Annotated in this window: 18 protein-coding genes, 1 pseudogene and 1 riboswitch; of the genes and pseudogenes, 10 read left to right on the forward strand and 9 right to left on the reverse strand. The window is 70.1% G+C overall.

The genetic code is table 11. The features are described 5' to 3' along the window. On the forward strand, positions 1-597 hold a 597-nt coding region (locus tag ACTHL9_RS05660; protein ID WP_440517872.1), incomplete at its 5' end, for a phosphatase. A 9-nt stretch (positions 598-606) separates the two neighbouring features. Here the strand turns inward: ACTHL9_RS05660 and ACTHL9_RS05665 are convergent. The 5 genes from ACTHL9_RS05665 to thiE all read right to left on the reverse strand — a co-directional run bounded on the left by ACTHL9_RS05665 (position 607) and on the right by thiE (position 6,718). Further along, complete coding sequence (locus ACTHL9_RS05665) at positions 607-1,452, reverse strand: DNA-methyltransferase (protein WP_440517873.1); 846 nt, start codon at positions 1,450-1,452, stop codon at positions 607-609. 22 nt (positions 1,453-1,474) lie between these two features. After that, on the reverse strand, positions 1,475-3,295 hold the full coding sequence (locus ACTHL9_RS05670; protein ID WP_440517874.1) for a DEAD/DEAH box helicase: 1,821 nt from the start codon (positions 3,293-3,295) through the stop codon (positions 1,475-1,477). 311 nt (positions 3,296-3,606) lie between these two features. Next, positions 3,607-5,163, reverse strand: coding sequence for an RNB domain-containing ribonuclease (locus tag ACTHL9_RS05675; protein ID WP_440517875.1), 1,557 nt, complete (start codon positions 5,161-5,163; stop codon positions 3,607-3,609). A 41-nt stretch (positions 5,164-5,204) separates the two neighbouring features. Then, complete coding sequence (locus ACTHL9_RS05680) at positions 5,205-6,050, reverse strand: prephenate dehydratase (RefSeq protein WP_440517876.1); 846 nt, start codon at positions 6,048-6,050, stop codon at positions 5,205-5,207. Further along, positions 6,047-6,718 carry a thiamine phosphate synthase gene (thiE, locus tag ACTHL9_RS05685; protein ID WP_440517877.1) on the reverse strand — a complete coding sequence of 224 codons (672 nt, stop codon included), beginning with the start codon at positions 6,716-6,718 and terminating at the stop codon, positions 6,047-6,049. Before thiE ends, ACTHL9_RS05680 begins: the two co-directional genes overlap by 4 nt. 15 nt (positions 6,719-6,733) lie before the next feature. After that, a riboswitch (TPP riboswitch) is annotated at positions 6,734-6,865 on the forward strand. Here thiE and thiO point away from each other — a divergent pair. The 3 genes from thiO to ACTHL9_RS05700 all read left to right on the forward strand — a co-directional run bounded on the left by thiO (position 6,863) and on the right by ACTHL9_RS05700 (position 9,133). After that, on the forward strand, positions 6,863-8,065 hold the full coding sequence (gene thiO, locus ACTHL9_RS05690; protein ID WP_440517878.1) for a glycine oxidase ThiO: 1,203 nt from the start codon (positions 6,863-6,865) through the stop codon (positions 8,063-8,065). (Overlaps the previous riboswitch by 3 nt.) Further along, complete coding sequence (gene thiS, locus ACTHL9_RS05695; RefSeq protein WP_440517879.1) at positions 8,062-8,316, forward strand: sulfur carrier protein ThiS; 255 nt, start codon at positions 8,062-8,064, stop codon at positions 8,314-8,316. The genes thiO and thiS overlap by 4 nt, the downstream gene beginning before the upstream one ends. 1 nt (position 8,317) lies before the next feature. Further along, entirely contained in the window at positions 8,318-9,133 is an 816-nt protein-coding gene (locus ACTHL9_RS05700; RefSeq protein ID WP_440517880.1) for a thiazole synthase, read from the forward strand. Between the two features lie 9 nt (positions 9,134-9,142). On the opposite strand, the gene ACTHL9_RS05705 is transcribed toward ACTHL9_RS05700, so the two are convergent. The 3 genes from ACTHL9_RS05705 to ACTHL9_RS05715 form a co-directional block, all read right to left on the reverse strand. Further along, a complete protein-coding gene (locus ACTHL9_RS05705) occupies positions 9,143-9,454 on the reverse strand; it encodes a hypothetical protein (RefSeq protein WP_440517881.1) in 312 nt (103 codons plus the stop codon). Between the two features lie 13 nt (positions 9,455-9,467). Continuing rightward, the gene (locus tag ACTHL9_RS05710; protein WP_138414047.1) at positions 9,468-9,692 is read right to left on the reverse strand and encodes a DUF3107 domain-containing protein; all 225 of its coding nucleotides are present in this window, start codon (positions 9,690-9,692) and stop codon (positions 9,468-9,470) included. A 67-nt stretch (positions 9,693-9,759) separates the two neighbouring features. Further along, the gene (locus ACTHL9_RS05715; RefSeq protein WP_440517882.1) at positions 9,760-10,383 is read right to left on the reverse strand and encodes a TetR/AcrR family transcriptional regulator; all 624 of its coding nucleotides are present in this window, start codon (positions 10,381-10,383) and stop codon (positions 9,760-9,762) included. Between the two features lie 117 nt (positions 10,384-10,500). Here ACTHL9_RS05715 and moeB point away from each other — a divergent pair, with 117 nt between their 5' ends. Then, on the forward strand, positions 10,501-11,688 hold the full coding sequence (gene moeB / locus ACTHL9_RS05720; RefSeq protein ID WP_440517883.1) for a molybdopterin-synthase adenylyltransferase MoeB: 1,188 nt from the start codon (positions 10,501-10,503) through the stop codon (positions 11,686-11,688). A gap of 34 nt (positions 11,689-11,722) precedes the next feature. Here moeB and ACTHL9_RS05725 read toward each other — a convergent pair whose 3' ends face one another. Continuing rightward, on the reverse strand, positions 11,723-13,078 hold the full coding sequence (locus ACTHL9_RS05725; protein ID WP_440517884.1) for a glutamyl-tRNA reductase: 1,356 nt from the start codon (positions 13,076-13,078) through the stop codon (positions 11,723-11,725). 119 nt (positions 13,079-13,197) lie between these two features. Between ACTHL9_RS05725 and hemE the strand changes: the two genes are divergently transcribed. The 5 genes and pseudogenes from hemE to ACTHL9_RS05750 form a co-directional block, all read left to right on the forward strand. Beyond that, positions 13,198-14,256 (forward strand): uroporphyrinogen decarboxylase, encoded by a 1,059-nt coding sequence (gene hemE, locus ACTHL9_RS05730; RefSeq protein ID WP_440517885.1) that lies wholly within the window; start codon positions 13,198-13,200, stop codon positions 14,254-14,256. 7 nt (positions 14,257-14,263) lie between these two features. After that, positions 14,264-15,733, forward strand: a complete 1,470-nt coding sequence (gene hemG / locus ACTHL9_RS05735) for a protoporphyrinogen oxidase (protein ID WP_440517886.1) — start codon at positions 14,264-14,266, stop codon at positions 15,731-15,733. Between the two features lie 84 nt (positions 15,734-15,817). Next, the gene (gene hemQ / locus ACTHL9_RS05740; RefSeq protein WP_440517887.1) at positions 15,818-16,546 is read left to right on the forward strand and encodes a hydrogen peroxide-dependent heme synthase; all 729 of its coding nucleotides are present in this window, start codon (positions 15,818-15,820) and stop codon (positions 16,544-16,546) included. A gap of 2 nt (positions 16,547-16,548) precedes the next feature. Beyond that, positions 16,549-17,799, forward strand: a complete 1,251-nt coding sequence (locus tag ACTHL9_RS05745; RefSeq protein ID WP_440517888.1) for a ferrochelatase — start codon at positions 16,549-16,551, stop codon at positions 17,797-17,799. 2 nt (positions 17,800-17,801) lie between these two features. Further along, positions 17,802-18,058: pseudogene (locus tag ACTHL9_RS05750) on the forward strand (hydroxymethylbilane synthase); the annotation flags it as partial.

An 18,058-nucleotide genomic window follows, 5' to 3' on the forward strand; every position in this document is an offset into this window, starting at 1 on the left:
CACCCCGGCCTCCTCGAGGAGATCACGAAGTCCAAGGACGCGCGCCTCACCCGCGCGGAGCATATGGTCTCCCTCCTCGCCGAGGACTACCCGCTCTCGTGGGATGACGTCACCCACCACGTGGCGCCCGGAGCGACGGTCGGCAGGCCCCATATCGCGGATGCGCTCGTTGCCGCCGGAATCGTGGGCGACCGCTCCGAGGCGTTCGCGACGATCCTCTCGTCCCGCTCGCGCTACTTCGTCCAGCACTACGCGCCCGAGCCCGAACTCGCGGTCGAGCTCGTCCGCGCCGCGGGAGGCGTGCCCGTCTTCGCCCACCCTGTCGCCGAGGCCCGCGGGCGCACCGTGGGGGAGGCGACCTACCACGCGATGATCGACGCCGGCCTCGCCGGCCTCGAGGTGTACCACCGGGACAACCCAGAGGCGCGGCGGCCGTTCCTCCTCGATCTCGCGCGGCGTCACGGCCTCTTGGTCACCGGCTCGTCGGACTACCACGGCAGCGGCAAGGTCAATCGCCTGGGGGAGAACACCACGCCGCTGGAGGCGCTCCAGGAGATCGAGCGGCAGGGGACCGGCGCCGCCGTCGTCCGTTCCTGATCCCGCCCCTCAGGCGGGGCGGACCACCTCTGCGGAAGCGAGCCGGCCGGCCATGATCTCCACAGCCTGAGGATTCGCGTCCACGCACACGAAATGGCGCCCGAGCTCGTGCGCCGCCGCGCCGAGCGTGCCGGACCCCGCGAAGAAGTCGAGGACCCAGTCGCCCCGCCGTGAGCTCGCCGCGACCATGCGCCGCACGAGCCCTACCGGCTTCTGGGTCGGATAGCCCGTCTTCTCGCGCCCGGTGGGGGAGACGATCGTGTGCCACCACACGTCGGTGGGCAGCTTGCCCAGCTCACGCTTTTCCGGGGTCACGAGTCCTGGCGCCATATAGGGCTCCCGGTCCACCTCTTCGCTGTCGAAGTGGTACTTCGACGGGTCTTTGACGTAGACGAGGATCGTGTCGTGCTTGGTGGGCCACCGCCGCCGGGCGCGCGCGCCGAAGTCGTAGGCCCACACGATCTCGTTGAGGAAGGACTCCCGTCCGAAGACGATGTCCAGCATGACCTTCGCGTAGTGCACCTCGCGGTAGTCCAGGTGCAGGTACAGCGTCCCGTCGTCCGCAAGCAGTCGCCACGCCTCGAGGAGGCGAGGCTCAAGGAACGCCCAGTAGTCGCCGAACGCGTCGTCGTAGCGGTGCAGGGCGCCCTTGATCGTCTCGTAGCGCTGGCCGCCGAATCCGACGCGATCGCCGTCCACACTGCGCACCATCGTGGTCGACTGCCGGCGCTGCGGCCGGCCGGTGTTGAACGGCGGGTCGATGTAGACCATCGTGAAGGCGCCGTCGGGCAGAGTCGGCAGGAAATCCGCGTTGTCTGCCTCGACGATCAGATCCGGTCCGTCCGGACGCCACACGCCGGAAGCCGGCACCCGAGGCCTACTCGGCCTGCGTGCGGCTCACGACCTCGCCCTCGACACGGCGGGTCCGCGAACGACGACGGCGCGCGGCCAGCATGCCGCGATCCACGCCCTCCGCCGCCTCGCCCTGAAGGAAGACGACGGCGGCTGCAGCCGCCGGGCTCTGCTCGCCCTCGTTCTTCGCGGAGTCCTTGGCCGGACGCCCGGAAGCTTCGTGGCCGTCGCTCTGAACCGTGCGCCGACGACGGCGGCCGCCCTCGCCGCGCGTCTCCGAACGGGCCTGGCGGTCGGAGCGCCCGCGACCATGCCCGTGCTTGCCTTCGCCCGCCGCACGCTCGGCCTTGGCCTCGCCCTCGGGCTCCTGCTCGGTGCTGGAGCGCTTCTCCCGCGGCTCACGCTGCTCGCGCCTCTCGCCGGCTTCGCGCCCGCGGCCCTTGCCGGTGCGCTTCCGCGGCTTCTTGCCCGGGCCGCCGAGCTCTTCGAGCTCCTCAGCATCGACACCCTCGAGGACGCGCTTGTGCCGCGGGAGACGGCCCTTTGTGCCTTCGGGAATGCTCAGATCGGCGAACAGGTGCGGCGACGAGGAGTAGGTCTCGACAGGCTCGGGGACGTCGAGGCCTAGCGCCTTGTTGATGAGGCCCCACCGGGGGACGTCCTCCCAGTCCACGAACGTCACCGCGGTGCCCTTGTGCCCAGCGCGACCGGTGCGGCCGACTCGGTGGAGGTACGTCTTCTCGTCCTCGGGGCACTGGAAGTTGATGACGTGGGTCACGTCCTCGACGTCGATGCCGCGCGCCGCGACATCCGTGGCCACCAGGACGTCCACCTTGTTGTTGCGGAAGGCCCGCAGCGCCTGCTCGCGCGCGCCCTGGCCGAGGTCGCCGTGCAGGGCGGCTGCGGCGAAGCCCCGGTCCACGAGCTCCTCGGCGAGCTTCGCCGCGGTGCGCTTAGTCTTCGTGAAGATGATCGTCCGGCCCCGGCCCTCGGCCTGGAGGATGCGGGCCACGACCTCGTCCTTGTCGAGCTGGTGCGCCCGGTAGATGACCTGGCGGATGTCCTTCTTGGTGATCGAATCGTCGTTCGGATCGCTCGCGCGGATATGGGTGGGGCGGCTCATGTAGCGGCGTGCCATGGCCACGACCGGCCCGGGCATCGTCGCCGAGAACAGGAGCGTCTGGCGGACCGCCGGGACCGCACCGAGGAGGGTTTCCACATCGGGGAGGAAGCCGAGGTCCAGCATCTCATCCGCCTCGTCGAGCACCACGACGCGGACGTTCTTGAGATTCAGGTGCCGCTGGCGGTGCAGGTCGATCAGGCGGCCGGGCGTGCCGACGATCACGTCGACGCCGCTCTGAAGCGCCTCGATCTGCGGCTCGTAGGCGCGGCCGCCGTAGATGACCTCGATGCGCAGGCTCGTGCGCTTTGCCGCGGTCTTGAGGTCCTGGGAGACCTGGACCGCGAGCTCACGGGTGGGGACGACGATGAGCGCCTGCGGAGCGCCGGGGGCCGGGAGCTTCGCGTAGTCGGGATCGTCTTGGGCGAGCGTCCGCTGGAGGCTCGGAATGCCGAAGCCCAGCGTCTTGCCCGTTCCGGTCTTTGCCTGCCCGATGATGTCGTGGCCGTTCAGGGCAACCCCGAGGGTCATGGACTGGATCGGGAACGGGTGGAGGATCCCGGCGTCGGCCAGCGATTGGGCGATCTCCGGGGCAACGCCGTAGTCGCTGAAGGTCTTCTGGGCCTCCTGGCGCACCGGGGCGTCATTGGTAATGGTCTCTTCTGTCTCGAGCGCCTCGGCGCCCGAGTCGTCCACGAGGACTTCGTGGGTGATGACTTCGTTCAAAGGGGTCGGATCCCTCTCCAATTGGGCCCAGGCGGGCCGCTCAACAAACGTCGGGGGCGAGCGGCGCGATAGAGATCATCGCCCTCGCGGTCACCGGAGACGTTCGGAGCAGCCGCGCACGGCGGCCGTCCAGCGGAAGCCGATCGCGGGCTATCAGGGCGCCGGCACCAAGGGCCAGCAAAAGCAAGAACAGATCGCAAAGGTACGATCGGGCATCCAATAACCTCTCAAGGATACCGTGTCGGCGCGGAATTCCGGGAATCGTGGCCTGCGACACACGGTGCAGGGGCGCGGTTCGCCGGATCCGGCGGCTACACGCGCTCGAACAGGACTGTCCGCTTGCGGATGTCCGCCTCGACGAGCCGCACTCGAATCGTGGTGCCCGACTCCATCTCCCCTTCGCACCGGGCCGTGACGGGAGGGTCGGCGAGCTGGACGGTTCCGAAGGGCCGTACTGGCCCAGGCGGAGGGGAGCCGTTCTGCGAGCTCGCTATCCGGTCGAGGGGCTGGAAGGGCCGCCCGTTCGCGCCGTTCCCCGCGCCATTGTTCGCGCCCGGATTCGAACCCGAGACGACCACCGCGTCGAACTCCTGGCCCACGCTGTGCACGAGCAGAGCCGCCTCGACAAGGTCCAGTGAGGCCCGTTCGACCTGCCCGGCAACCCGGTCGGAGGCCGCCATGAGCCCAGGGAGTTCCGGCAGGGCCGCCCTGAGCCAGTCGGGCACATCGCCGTCGTTCGCAAGGGCCTCGCAGACCACCAGGACGAAGCGGTCCACAAGCCGGCGCAGGGGTGCGGTCGTGTGGGCATACGGCGCAGCGATGGCCGCCTGGATCGGATGCTCGGGGACCTCGCCGTCGAACGGGGTGTAGGTGGCACCGCGGAACAGGGCGGCCGCCGCGTGGAGGATCGCGAGCTGCCGCGGCTCGGACGCGTCGAGGCTCCGGAGGTACTCGCCGTATGGCATCGAGTCGTCCCACGGCCGGCCCAGGGCCTGGGTCTGACGACGGAAGTGGCGGAGGGACTTCTCGTCGGGAGGCGGCATGGTCCGGAGGATCCCGATGCGTCCGTCCATCATGAGCTTCGCGGCGGCCATGCCCGTCATCAGGGAGATCTGGGCGTTCCAGTCCTCGACCGGGCGCTCGGCGGCGATCTCGATCCGGTACCTGCCGTCGTCGGTCGCCACGATCTCCTGGTCCGGCAGGTTGAGGCTCGCGCCGCCCCGCTTCCGTTCGAGGGCGACCCGCTTGAGACCCACCTCCTTGAGGAGCATGAGGGATTCGACGGCGGTCCCGGAGTCGATCTGCTCCTGCACATCCGCGTAGGCGAGCTTCGCGCGGCTGAGGACGCGGGCGCGTTCAAGCCCGACGCTGGAGACTTCGCCGTCCTCGTCGAGCGAGAAGTCCCAGACGAACGCGCCGCGGACCAAGCCCGCGAGGAGGCTTCCTGCGTCGTCCGAAATGTCCCGCGGATGCAGGGGAACCTTCTCGTCAGGCGCGTAGATCGTCTGGCCGCGCCGACGTGTCTCAGCGTCGAGCTCGCCGTGCGGCCGAACGAACGAGGGGACGTCGGCGATGGCGTAGCGGACCCTGTAGCCACTGCCCTTGCGCTCAAGGTGCAGGGCCTGATCCAGATCTGTGGACTCTGGCGGATCGATGGTCACGAATTCGATGTGCGTCTGGTCCGCTGACGGGAGCTCGAGCGCGGCGATCGCCGCAGCGGCGTCGGCGAGGGCCGGCGCCGGATACTCCGACGAGAGCTGGAACTCCTCCCGAAGGGCCGTGAACGCCGCCGCGAGCGCCGCGCTCCCGGCCCGCCCGCCCGGAGTCGCGGCAGAGCGCGTCTTCGGGGTGAGGTGTGCATGGCCCACGAGCGTCAGCCTAGACCTGCACGGCTCCGACGGACAGCAGGCTAGGGGGCGTCCTGGCCGAAGCGGCGGGGATGGGCCGGGAACACACCGAGGATCCGGAGCTCCGTCGAGAAGAACGCGAGCTCCTCGAGGGCTCGCGCGAGAGGCGGCTCGTCCGGGTGGCCTTCGACGTCCACCATGAACATCGTCGCCGCGAACTTCCCGTCCACCATGTAGCTTTCCAGCCGGGTCATGTTCACGCCGTTGGTCGCGAAGCCGCCGAGCGCCTTGTAGAGGGCGGCGGGGATGTTCCGGACGCGGAACACGAAGCTCGTCACGAACGGCTCTCCGCCGGCGGCCGGGAACTCGCGCGGGGGAGCGAGGATCACGAAGCGCGTGGTGTTGTGCTGATGGTCCTCGATGTCGGACGCCAGGATCTTGAGGCCGTAGCGCTCCGCGGCTAGCGGCGGTGCGATCGAGAGCTTGGTGGGATCACCCCATTCCGCGACTTCCCGCGCGGAGCCCGCGGTGTCGCCGGCGACCACCGGCGTGAGCCCGTGCGCCCGGATGAAGCCCCGGCACTGCGCGAGGGCATGGACGTGGCTGTGGACTTCGCGCGCTCCATCGATCGTGGCCCCTGGCACGCCCATGAGGCTGAACCGGATCCGCAGGAAATGTTCCCCGATGATCTGGAGATTCGTGGTCGGCAGGAGCAGATGGATGTCGGCGACGCGGCCGGCGACCGTGTTGTCGATGGGGATCATGGCCAGCTGGGCTTCACCGCTGTCCACTGCCGCAAACGCGTCCTCGAAGGTCGCACATGGCAGTGCGTCGGCGCCGGGGAACGCCTCGAGGGCGGCCATGTGGGAGTTGGCGCCGGGTTCCCCCTGATAGGCGACGACCGTCATGCGCGCACGGAGGCGAGGGCCGGCAGCTCTGTGCGGAGGCGCTGGGCAGCGTCAGCGGGGTCGTCGGCGTCGGTGACAGCGCGGACGACGACGACTCGGCTCGCCCCGGCGTCCACGACCTGAGCGATATTGGCGTGGTCGATCCCGCCGATTGCGAACCAGGGGAGCGTCGTCCTGCCGGCGGCCGCGGCCTCGCGGGTCCGGCGTGCAGCGTATTCGACGAGGCCGAGGCCCACGGCGGCTCGGCCCGGCTTCGTCGGTGTGGCCCACAGAGGGCCGGTGCAGAAGTAATCGAGCGTCGCCGACGCCGCGAGCGCCGCCTCGACCTGTTCGGGGGAGTGGGTTGAGAGTCCGACGGCGGGGGCGTCCCCGAGCACGCGGCGCGCCGCCTGGAGGGGGAGGTCGAGCTGGCCGACGTGGAACACGGGCGCGCCCGAGAGGAGCGCGATGTCCGCCCGATCGTTGACGGCCCACAGCTTCCCGTGACGCACTGCGGCGGACTCGAGGACCTCGAGGAGCTCGAGCTCCTCGGCGGCTTCGAGGTGCTTGTCGCGGAGCTGGATGATGTCGACGCCTCCCGAGAACGCGGCGTCCACAAAGGACGCGAAGTCGCCGCGGTCGCGCCGGGCGTCGGTGCACACGTAGAGCTGGGCATCGGTCAGGAGCATGGAACTAGACTAGTGCTCGCGAACTGCGGGAGCCCGCGTGTGACAGCTGCATCGAGGTGGCTGACGAGCCGGGCTGAGAGGGCCGAGAGCCGACCGTGTGAACCTGATCCGGGTCGTGCCGGCGTAGGGAAGGACGAGAATTTCGTGGACGAGTACAGCCCGAGGGCGCCCCATCCCCCCGCCGTCTGGGACGTCGCGGTCGTGGGCGGCGGAGTGGTAGGCCTCGGCATTGCCTGGGAGGCGGCGCGCTCGGGGCGCCACGTCGTCGTCGTCGACCCTGCCCCGGGAACGGGTGCGAGCTTCGCCGCCGCGGGCATGCTCGCCGCCGTCAGCGAGTACCACTATCAGGAAGAGGCGCTGCTTGGCCTCATGCTCGAGTCGGCCGCGCTCTGGCCTGCGTTCGCCCAGCCGCTCGCCACCGAGGCGGGCTATCTCCGAACCCCTACGCTGTGCATTGCGGCCGACGGCGCAGATCGCCAGGCGCTCGCCGACCTGCGTGGGGTGCAGGAGGCCCACGGCCTCGAGGTGACCTCCCTGACGGTGCGCGAGGCGCGCGCGCGGGAGCCCTTGCTCTCGCCCGGGATCGTCGGAGCGTTCGAGATCGCGGCGGACCACCAGGTCGATCCGCGCCGGCTCATCGCGGCCCTTCTCACGCGCCTCGGGTCCGAACGCCTCGTGCGACGGCGCGCCGAATCGCTTCTGTGGGACGGCGAGCGGGTCGTTGGCGTCCGCCTTGACGACGGGAGCGGGCTGCTCGCGCAGGAGACTATCGTGGCAAACGGGCTCGGGGCCCGCGATCTCTCCGGCCTGCCCGTCCAGCTCCCGCTCCGCCCGGTCTACGGCGACATCCTCCGGCTGCGCATTCCGCAGCGTCTCCGCCCGCTCGTCACGGCGACCGTGCGCGGCCTCGTCCGCGGTCGCCCCGTCTACCTCGTGCCTCGGGAGGACGGGACCGTGGTGATCGGGGCGACTCAGCGCGAGGACGGCTCCGATGCCGTCTCGGCAGGCGGGGTCTACGAGCTCCTTCGGGATGCTCAGGCCCTGGTCCCGGCGGTGGCCGAACTCGAGCTCTACGAGACTGTCGCGCGCGCCCGGCCGGGCACTCCCGACAACGCGCCGCTTCTGGGCCGCGTCTCCGCGCCTGAAGGCGGCGATGTGGACGGGCTGATTGTCGCCACCGGATTCTTCCGCCACGGCGTTCTGCTGACCCCCGCGGCCGCCCACGTGTGCCGCGAGATCCTCGAAGGCGGAGACGGCGGCGCCTGGAAGGCGTTTCGCCCCGACCGATTAGCCGGCCTCGGGCACGGCCGGCCCACCAGCCACACCCTCCCTGGAAGGCCCTCATGAGTACACCAAGCACTTTGGCCCTCACCGTCAACGGTGAGCGGCGGGACCTCGCCGAGGGCTCATCGGTCCTCGACCTCGTCTCCTCAGCCCTCGGGCGGGACCTGGGCCCCGACGGCAGGCCTGCCGACGGCGGTCGGCTCGGTGTCGCCGTCGCCCTCAATTCCGAGGTAGTGCCCCGCATCCGCTGGGCCTCCACACCGCTCGCGGCGGGCGACGCCGTCGAGCTCGTCACAGCCATGCAAGGAGGCTGACATGGGACTTCCCACCGATCATCGTGCCGCGGACCAGGTTGCCGTTGATGACCCGTTCGTGGTCGACGGGGTGGCCCTCGGCTCGCGGCTCATCATGGGCACCGGCGGGGCGCCGAGCCTCGACGGGCTCGGTGACGCCCTCGAGGCCTCCGGGACCGAGCTCACGACCGTCGCGATGCGGCGCTTCTCCGCCACGGAGCAGGGTTCCCTGTTCCAGCTGCTCCTGGACAAAGGCATTCGAGTCCTGCCCAACACCGCGGGGTGCTTTACCGCCAGGGACGCCGTCCTCACGGCTGAACTCGCGCGTGAGGCGCTCGAGACGGACTGGGTGAAGCTCGAGGTGATCGCCGACGAGACGACGCTGCTGCCCGATCCGATCGAGCTTGCCGACGCCACCGAGCAGCTGGTCTCCCGTGGCTTCAAGGTCTTCGCCTACACGAATGACGACCCGGTCCTGGCCCGCAGGCTCGAGCAGCTGGGCGCCGTGGCCGTCATGCCGCTCGGAGCCCCGATCGGCACGGGGCTCGGGATCCTTAACCCGCACAACATCGAGCTCATCGTGGCCCGTGCCGGAGTCCCCGTGGTGCTGGACGCGGGCATCGGGACGGCGTCGGATGCGGCGCTCGCGATGGAGCTCGGCTGCGACGCGGTGCTCCTCGCCACGGCCGTGACACGCGCTCAGGATCCCGTTCGCATGGCCTCGGCCTTCCGCCACGCCGTGGTGGCCGGACGCCTGGCCGCGCACGCCGGACGGATCCCGCGGCGCGAGCACGCCCTGGCGTCGAGCCCTATGGAAGGCCGGGCCCAGTTCCTCTGAAAACCGGGTTCAGCCCCGCAGCACGCGGGTGAGATCAGCGACGTCGCGCTTCTCGCGCCGCCGCTCCACGAGCTTGGTGACCGCGACGGACACGGCCACGCCGAGAACCATCGGGACGATCCAGGGCACCCAGATGAGCCCTGTCAGGTAGCCCGTGCCCGCCGCGACGGCGACAATCCAAGCCAAACACGCGATGACGACGCCCAGCGCAACCGGCAGCATGATGCCGTACTTGCCGTGGCGGCGGTCGGCTGCCCACAATGCGAACCCGACGCCGCCAGTGACGATCACGTCGATGACGAGGGACCAGACGGTCTCCACCCGTGCCCCCGGATCAGAGGGCGCCGAAGCCCACGCGGCGCTGCTCCTGGGCTCCGAGCTCGACGTAGCCGATGACTCCGGCCGGGACGATGACCTGACGGCCCTTCTCGTCCTGGAGGCGCAGCTCCTTCTGGCCCGCAATGGCCTCGGCGACGAGCTGTGCTACGGCGTCGGCGTCCTGCGAGGACTCGAGCACGATCTCGCGGCCGACGTTCTGGATGCCGATCTTGATTTCCACCTGGATCTCCCTTGCTGGGTCAGAAGAATGCAGCGCGCCGTCCCGGCGCGCCTGTCCCAAACGTACCTTAGGCCTCTTTGGGGAATCGGGAGATTCCGCGCCAAGCCAAACGCGAGACGAGATCGCTCGCCACGTCGATCGGCAGATCCCCGGAGGTCTCGAGCCAGTACCGCGCGCTGACCTGAGCCATCCCGGCCAACGAGCGGCCGAGGAGCTGGGCCTCGACCATGGGCAGCTTGGTGTCCGCGGCGATGACGCGGGCGATGGCCTCGGCGAACCCCCGGTTGAAGTTCTCCAGCCGAGCGGCCACGTCCGGGTCGTTCACGAGGTCCGATTCGAAGACGAGGCGGTGCGCCTTGTCATCCTTCGCAATGAACTCGTAGTAGGCGCGCATCACCGCGCGCACGCGCTCCCGGTTGTCGCTCGTGGACCCGAGCGCCGTCTTCATGAGCTCTTCGAGAGTGGCGAGGTGGCTGTCGAGGAGGGCCAGGTACAGCTCCCGTTTCGAGGGGAAGTGCTGGTACAGCACGGGCTTCGAGACTTGGGCCGTCTCCGCGATATCGTCCATCGCAGCTCCGTGGTAGCCGTTCGCGGCGAAGACCTCCAGCGCTGCGGTCAGCAGCTGCGCGCGTCGCTCGTCCCGTGGAAGGCGCGGCGAGCGTACAGACGCCGCGCGGGGTTCGGTGCTCACTGCCCCACCTTTCTCCATGGGCACACAGGTTCGGCTCGCAGGCCAAGCCACAGTCTTACTTTACCCGCGGGTCACGTGGCCGACGCAGAAGCACGGCGCGCGGCATAGGCTGGTTTCATGTCGTCTATGCAGGATTCCGTCCAGCTTCCGCCGCTTGTCGAGCCGGCCGGTCCGCTGACGCCCGAGGAGGTGCAGCGGTACTCGAGGCACGTCATCATCCCGGAGATCGGGGACCTCGGGCAGCGGCGGCTCAAGAACGCGAAGGTGCTCGTCATCGGTGCTGGCGGACTCGGCTCCCCGGCGCTCCTCTACCTTGCCGCCGCGGGCGTAGGCACGCTCGGGGTCGTGGACGACGACGTCGTCGAGCTGAGCAATCTGCAGCGGCAGGTGATCCATCGCGTGAGCGACGTTGGCCGGCCGAAGGCGCACTCCGCGCGCAACGCGGTCCGCGAGCTGAATCCGCTCGTCGAGGTGCGGCTCCACGAGGTACATCTCGACTCCTCGAACGCTCTCGGGATCTTCGCGGACTATGACCTCATCCTCGACGGAACCGACAACTTCGCGACCCGGTATCTGGTCAATGACGCGGCGGCGATCCTCGGCAAGCCGTACGTCTGGGGATCGATCTTCCGCTTCGACGGCCAAGTCAGCGTGTTCTGGGAGAAGTACGGTCCGACGTATCGCGACCTCTATCCCGAGGCGCCTCCCGCGGGTTCCGTTCCTTCTTGCGGGGAAGGAGGCGTCTACGGGATGCTGTGCGCCTCCATCGGCGCCTCTATGGTCACCGAGGCCGTCAAGCTCATCACAGGGGTAGGGCGCACGCTCCTTGGACGGGTCCAGCTCTACGACGCGCTCCGCGCGACGTGGCGCGAGCTCAAGGTCTCCAAGGACCCTGAAGCGGCGCCCATTACCGAGCTCGTTGATTACGAGGCCTTCTGCGGGATTGCCCCCGTCGAGGCTGCCCCTTCGGGGCGCACGGTCACCGCGCGCGAGCTGGCGGACCTCCTTGCCGCCCGCGAGGCGGGGGAGACTGAGTTCGAACTCGTCGACGTCCGCGAACCCGGCGAGCACGCGATGGTGAGCATCCCCGGCTCGCGGCTCATCCCGCAGGGCCGCCTCCTCTCGGGCGAGGCCTGGTCGGAGCTGCCCCGTGACCGGGACATCGTCTTCCACTGCAAGTCCGGCGTGCGGTCGGCCAACGTGCTGGCGGCGGCCGAGGAGGCGGGCTTCACCGCCGTGAGCCATCTTGAGGGCGGGGTCTTGGCGTGGGTCCGCGAGGTGGAGCCGGAGAAGCCGACCTACTGAGTCGGGCCCAGGCACGCCGGCTGAGACGACGCGGTCAGCCGGCGCGGGAGTGGTCCACGGGGCAGTCCTCGCCGCCCTGCGAGCCATCTGCGTTCTCCTGGGCGGGCTCCTCGCCGAGCGTCTCTGCGACGACGGAGGGCAGTTCGACGCTGATTCCGTAGAGGGCATCGAGCGCGGCGAGGTACTCGGCTTCACGCCCCTGCGCGGCCAGTTCGCGGGCGCGGACGGTGGGCGTGTGGAGGAGCTGCTTGACCATGCGGCGCATGGCGAACTCCACCTCCTCGGCGGCGGCGGTGCAGCCGTGGCGCGCGCGGACCTTCTCAATCTCTGCGTCCAGGACCGCCATCGTGTGGCGGCGCAGGGCGACGATCGCGGCATCGGCCTGGCGCGCCTGCCGCTGTGCTTCGAAGTCCTCCGCGGCCGAATCGACGATCCGGCTCGCCTGGGCCAACGCTTCGGCCTGCTCCTGCGGGGCGGCGAGGCGCACCGATTCGAGGGTGACGAGCTCGACGTTCTCGAGCGAGCCGACGGCGGGATCGAAGTCGTGGGTGAGCGCGAGGTCGATCACTATGAGCTGCTGGGGGGAATCGGAGCGGATCGCGGCGAGTTCCACGGCCTCCATCGGCGTCGTGGACCCGCTGCAGCCGATCAGGACGTCCGCTTGGGCGATCGCCCCGGGAAGCTGCTCGGGGGCAAGGGCGACGCCGCCGCGCGCCGCGGCGAACTCCTCGGCCCGGCCTGACGAGGAGAACACCTCGACGTGGGCACATCCGCGTTCCCGCAGGAGCGCCATTGTCGCGCCCGCGTAGGCACCGGTGCCGAACAGGACTGCCCGCTTGGAGGACCAGTCGGGGTTGTCCGCCAGATCGGCCGCGAGATCAAGCGCCACCGAGACGATCGAGAGGCCCCTGCTGCCCAGAGCGGTCTGGGTCCCGACGTCCTTGGCCGTGCGGGACGCGGCCTGGAAGAGGCGGACGAGCGAGGGGCTTGCCGTTCCCTCCTCCTGGGCCGAGATGAGCGCGCGGCGCACCTGACCCGCGATCTCGCGTTCGCCGACGACGGCAGAATCCAGTCCCGAGCTCACGGCGAACAAGTGCCGCGCGACGTCGGAACCATCCTGGGTGCGGAAGATGTCGGAGACCGTGTGCTCGGGCAGTCCGCTGCGCCGGCTGATCTCCGCGACGAGGGCCGAGCGAGCGGCCTCGCGGTCCTCGGGTGCAGGAGCCTCGGCGTAGATCTCGTACCGGTTGCAGGTGGAGAGCACCACGGCACCCGAGACGGCGGGGGACTCCGAGGCGGAAGAAGCCACAGTCGCAGCACCGTTGCTCAGGAGGGCAACGGTTTCCAAGTTCAGATCGGCGTGAGTCGCCACCATCGAGAAAACAACCACAGCCCGACCATCATAGCTTTTCGATCCGGTGTAGAACACGACACTGGTGAGAGATCACATGGTCACGCCTGTGACAGCCTGTCAGCATCCGCTCTTGCCCCCTCTGAGAGAATCGCCGTATGACCCTCAGCCCTGACCACCCCCTCAAGGACGGCCGGACGGCACAGTCGCCACTGATCACCGCGTATCGAGGAGGGCGCCCGAGCAGCCGACCCGTGTGGTTCATGCGGCAGGCCGGCCGCTCATTGCCCGAATACCGAAAGGCCCGCGAGGGCACGGGGATGCTCGAGGCGTGCCTCAAGCCGGAGCTCGCCGCCGAGCTCACGATCCAGCCGGTCCGTCGCCACGGCGTGGACGCGGGGATCTTCTTCTCCGACATCGTGGTGCCCCTCAAGCTCGCCGGCATCGCCGTCGACATCGTGCCCGGCGTGGGTCCCGTGCTTGAGCGCCCCATCCGCAGCGCCGAGGACGTCGCCGCGTTGCCGCGCCTCGATGACTCGGTGTTCGCGCCCATCCGGGAAGCGGTCCGCCTGACCGTCGACGAACTCGGAACGACGCCGCTCATCGGCTTCGCGGGTGCGCCCTTCACCGTCGCCGCGTACATGGTCGAGGGGCAGCCGTCCCGCGACCACCTCGGCCCGCGCACCATGATGCACGGCGATCCCGCCACCTGGCAGGCGCTCATGGAATGGACGGCGGACGCATGCGGCCGCTTCCTGAGGGCGCAGATCGAGGCCGGCGCCTCGGCTGGCCAGCTGTTCGATTCGTGGGCCGGATCGCTCGGGCTCGAGGACTACCGGCGCAGCGCGGCGCCGTTCTCCTCCCGCGCCCTCGACCACGTGCGTGACCTCGGCGCGCCGCTCGTGCACTTTGGGACCGGAACCTCGGAGCTCCTCGGGGCGATGTACGAGGTGGGCGTGGACGCCGTCGGCGTGGACTACCGCCTCCCGATCCACGAGGCGAATCGCCGTCTTGGCGGCCGCGTTGTGCTGCAGGGCAACATCGATCCCGCGCTGCTGTCCGCCCCGTGGAACGTGCTCGAAGCGCACGTGCGGGACATTATGCGCAACGGCGCGTCGGCCCCGGGACACGTTCTCAACCTGGGCCACGGAGTTCCGCCGGAAACCGACCCTGACGTGCTCACCCGCCTCGTCGAGCTCATCCACTCGGACTACTAGGCGCCGCATGCCCTCGACACAGGCCGAAGGGGGCCGCCGCGTCTCTGAGCGGCGCGCCCTCGTCGTCGGCGGCGGCATCTCGGGCCTCTGCGCCGCCCTCGAACTTCGGCGCCGAGGCCTCGAGGTGACCGTCTTGGAGGCCACCGGGCGCTGGGGCGGCTGCGTGGGGGTGCACGAGGTGGGCGGCCTCACTCTCGACAGCGGTGCCGAATCGTTCGCCACCCGCACGGACGCCGTCAAGGCCCTCCTGGGTGAGCTCGGCCTCGCCAACCAAGTCGTCGTCCCGCATCCCTCGGGAGCCTGGGTCCAGCTTCCCGAGGGTGCCGAGGAGCTCCCGAAGGCAGGGGTTCTCGGCATTCCGTCGAACCCTTGGGATCCTGAGGTACGCTCCGCGGTCGGCTGGTGGGGTGCGATGCGCGCGAGCCTTGACCGCTATCTTCCCGTCCGCAACCACCAGGAGAAGGCGAGCGTGGCCGCCGTCGTGCGCGCCCGCATGGGCCGGCGGGTCCTCGAGAGGCTCGTGACCCCCGTCGTGGGCGGCGTGCACTCAGCCGATCCCGCGCTGCTCGATATCGACATGGTGGCGCCCGGGCTCCGTCAGCTCATGTCGGAGCGGGGGTCGCTCTCCGCGGCTGTTGCGGCCCAGCGCGAGCGCACCGCGGCGAGGGCCGGTGCGGGCACGAAGGCCGGATCGGCCGTCGCCGGGGTCCGGGGCGGCATGAACCGCATGATCACGGCCCTGGTTGAGCGCTTGGCGGACGACGGCGTCCGCCTCCTGAGCGGCGTGCGCGCCGAGCGCCTCGATCGCCTCGGCGGCGGGTGGCGCGTCGGGGCGATCGCGCAGGGCGGCTCCCGGGAGTCGCACGACGCGGAACTCGTCGTCGTAGCCCTCGGGGGTCCGGCCGCCGTCGAACTCCTCTCGGACGCCGTGCCGGAGCTCGCCGGCCACGAGCCGGTGCCGGGACCGGAGGTCAAGCTGGTGACCCTGGTCCTCGACAAGCCCGAGCTCGACGCCCGCCCGCGCGGCACGGGCGTGCTCGTGGCACCGCAGGCGCCGGGGATCAGCGCGAAGGCGCTCACCCACGCCACCGCGAAATGGGCGTGGCTCGCCGACGAGGCCGGTCCGGGCACGCACGTGGTGAGGCTCTCCTATGGGCGCGCCGAGGATGATGCGTCGCGCGGATCGGAGCCGGAGACCGACGACGAGCTGTTCCGCGCGGCGCTCGCGGACGCCTCGACGCTGTTGACGGTCGCGATTCTGCCCGAGGACGTGCTCGGTTGGGACGTGGTGCGATGGGAGGGGGCCCTCCCGTTCGCCACGGTCGGCCACCGCGAGCGGGTGGCGGAGATCCGCCGTCGTGTCGCAGCTCAGCCGGGCCTTGCCGTGGTCGGCGGCTGGGCCGCCGGGAACGGTTTGGCGTCGGTGGTGCCGGACGCTCGGGCGCAGGCGATCGAGCTGGCGACCCGCGCACTGTGACCTTGACCACTTCTGCGGCTCTACAGCCCGTAGAAGAGGTGTTGAATTCGATTTTGGCCTGAACGAAGGAGCACACTGGAAGCCATGAGCCACACTTTTGACGAATCTGTCACCAAAACTCGGCCGGAGGGTGACGCCACCACCGAGGCTCCCGAGCAGCTCTTCTTCACCCTCTGGAGTGTCTTCGGCCGGCTTCCGGGCACTGACGCCCCCTCGGCCAGCGCCGTCTCCGACTTCGAGTCGCTCGTGGCGCGCCTCGGCGAGAAGGGCGTGACCGTCCGCGGCCTCTATGACGTCTCCGGCCTCCGCGCGGGAGCTGACGTCATGGCGTGGGTCCACGGCCCGAAGGCGGAGGACCTCCAGCAGGCCGTCCGCGACATCCGCCGCAGCGACCTCTTCGCCGGCACCGACCAGACCTGGAGCGCCATGGGCGTGCATCGCGAGGCCGAGTTCGCGAAGAGCCACACCCCGGCCTTCTCCCGCGGCGTCGAGCCCAGCACGTGGCTGACGGTCTACCCGTTCGTGCGCTCCTACGAGTGGTACCTGCTTCCTGCCGACGAGCGGTCGCGCATGCTCCGCGACCACGGACTCCTGGGCCGGGACTTCCCGCAGGTCATTTCGAATACGGTCTCCGCGTTCGCCCTCGGCGACTGGGAATGGATCCTGGCGCTGGAGGCGCCCGAACTCGTGGACCTCGTGGACATGATGCGCCACCTTCGCTACACCGACGCGCGCAACCACGTGCGCGAGGAGATCCCGTTCCACACGGGACGCCGCATTTCTGCGGCCGAGGTTGCCGAGGTCCTCTCGTGAGCATGCCTGCCGGGCTTCCCGAGGTGCTCGACGTCTCCACGGCGATCAATCCGGTCACGGAGGCCGGGCGGATGGAGCCGAAGCCCTACGACGCCGTCCTCCTCGCCTCGTTCGGGGGCCCCGAGGGCCAGGACGATGTGATTCCGTTCCTCCGCAACGTCACCCGTGGGCGCGGCATCCCGGACGAGCGGCTCGAAGAGGTGAGCCACCACTACAGGGCCTTCGGCGGCGTGAGCCCCATCAACGCCCAGAACCGCGAGCTCAAGGCAGCGCTCGAGGCCGAGCTCGCCGCGCGGGGGATCGAGATCCCCGTCTACTGGGGCAACCGCAACTGGGACCCCTACATCCCGCAGACGCTCCAGAAGATGTACGACGACGGCCATCGTCGCGTCCTGATGATCACCACGAGCGTCTACTCGTGCTATTCGAGCTGCCGCCAGTATCGGGAGGACATCGGCCTCGGGCTCGAGGAGACCGGGCTCGCCGGCCGCCTCGAGGTGGACAAGGTCCGCCAGTACTTCGACCACCCCGGCTTCGTGGAGCCCTTCGTCGAGGGGACGACGGCGGGACTCGCCCAGGTGCGCGAGGCCCTCGGCGCTGCCGACGGCTCGCGGGACGGGGAGATCCGCGTCCTGTTCTCGACCCACTCGATTCCCACGCGTGACGCCGAGGCCGCGGGCCGATCCGGGGCGGAGCCGCGCGAGTTCGAGGGCGGGTCGGCCTACGTCGCCCAGCACCTCGCCAACGCCCGCGCCATCATGCGGGCCGTTGCGCCCGACGTGAAGTGGGACCTGGTGTACCAGTCGCGCTCCGGCGCGCCGCACATCCCGTGGCTCGAGCCCGACATCAACGACCGCCTTGAGGCAATCGCGGCCCGCGACGCCGCTGAGCCGCCCGTCAAGGGCGCCGTGATCGTGCCGCTGGGCTTCGTGAGCGACCACATGGAAGTCGCGTGGGACCTCGACACGGAAGCCCTCGAGACGTGCGAGAAGCTCGGCGTCGCCGCCGTCCGCGTCCCGACTCCGGGCGTTCACGGCAAGTTCGTGGCGGGCCTCGTGGACCTCATCTGCGAGCGCACGAGCGAGGACACCATCGCGGACCGGCCGCACGTGACCGACCTCGGGCCGTGGTACGACGTGTGCCGGCCGGGGTGCTGTGAGAACTTCAGGGGTGCAAAGCCGGTAGTAGCGGAAGCGGGCACAGCGGCGGGCACAGCGGCGGGCACAGCGGCGGGCACAGAGGCGGGAGCCTGACCGTGTCCGTCCGCATCGGCACGCGCGGAAGCGCGCTCGCCCTCACCCAGACGCAGCAGACCGCCGCCATGCTCGCCGCCGTCGGCGGCTTCGAGACCGAGCTGGTCCGCATCAAGACCGAAGGGGACGTCCGAACTGGCTCGCTGGCACAGCTCGGCGGGACCGGGGTCTTCGTGGCGGCCCTGCGGGAGGCGCTGCTCGCCGATCGCTGCGACGTCGCCATTCACTCGCTCAAGGACCTCCCCACCGGCGGGACCCC

It is taken from the genome of Sinomonas sp. (assembly GCF_051955515.1).
GTDB lineage: Bacteria > Actinomycetota > Actinomycetes > Actinomycetales > Micrococcaceae > Sinomonas.

What these genes read in the sequence shown, in the direction of transcription:
- ACTHL9_RS05745 (WP_440517888.1), top strand. Translation starts at nt 16,549, where the DNA reads ATGCCTGCCGGGCTTCCCGAGGTGCTCGACGTCTCCACGGCGATCAAT.
- thiS (WP_440517879.1), top strand. Translation starts at nt 8,062, where the DNA reads ATGAGTACACCAAGCACTTTGGCCCTCACCGTCAACGGTGAGCGGCGG.
- hemQ (WP_440517887.1), top strand. Translation starts at nt 15,818, where the DNA reads ATGAGCCACACTTTTGACGAATCTGTCACCAAAACTCGGCCGGAGGGT.
- ACTHL9_RS05680 (WP_440517876.1), bottom strand. Translation starts at nt 6,050, where the DNA reads ATGACGGTCGTCGCCTATCAGGGGGAACCCGGCGCCAACTCCCACATG.
- moeB (WP_440517883.1), top strand. Translation starts at nt 10,501, where the DNA reads ATGTCGTCTATGCAGGATTCCGTCCAGCTTCCGCCGCTTGTCGAGCCG.
- hemG (WP_440517886.1), top strand. Translation starts at nt 14,264, where the DNA reads ATGCCCTCGACACAGGCCGAAGGGGGCCGCCGCGTCTCTGAGCGGCGC.
- ACTHL9_RS05700 (WP_440517880.1), top strand. Translation starts at nt 8,318, where the DNA reads ATGGGACTTCCCACCGATCATCGTGCCGCGGACCAGGTTGCCGTTGAT.
- hemE (WP_440517885.1), top strand. Translation starts at nt 13,198, where the DNA reads ATGACCCTCAGCCCTGACCACCCCCTCAAGGACGGCCGGACGGCACAG.
- thiE (WP_440517877.1), bottom strand. Translation starts at nt 6,718, where the DNA reads ATGCTCCTGACCGATGCCCAGCTCTACGTGTGCACCGACGCCCGGCGC.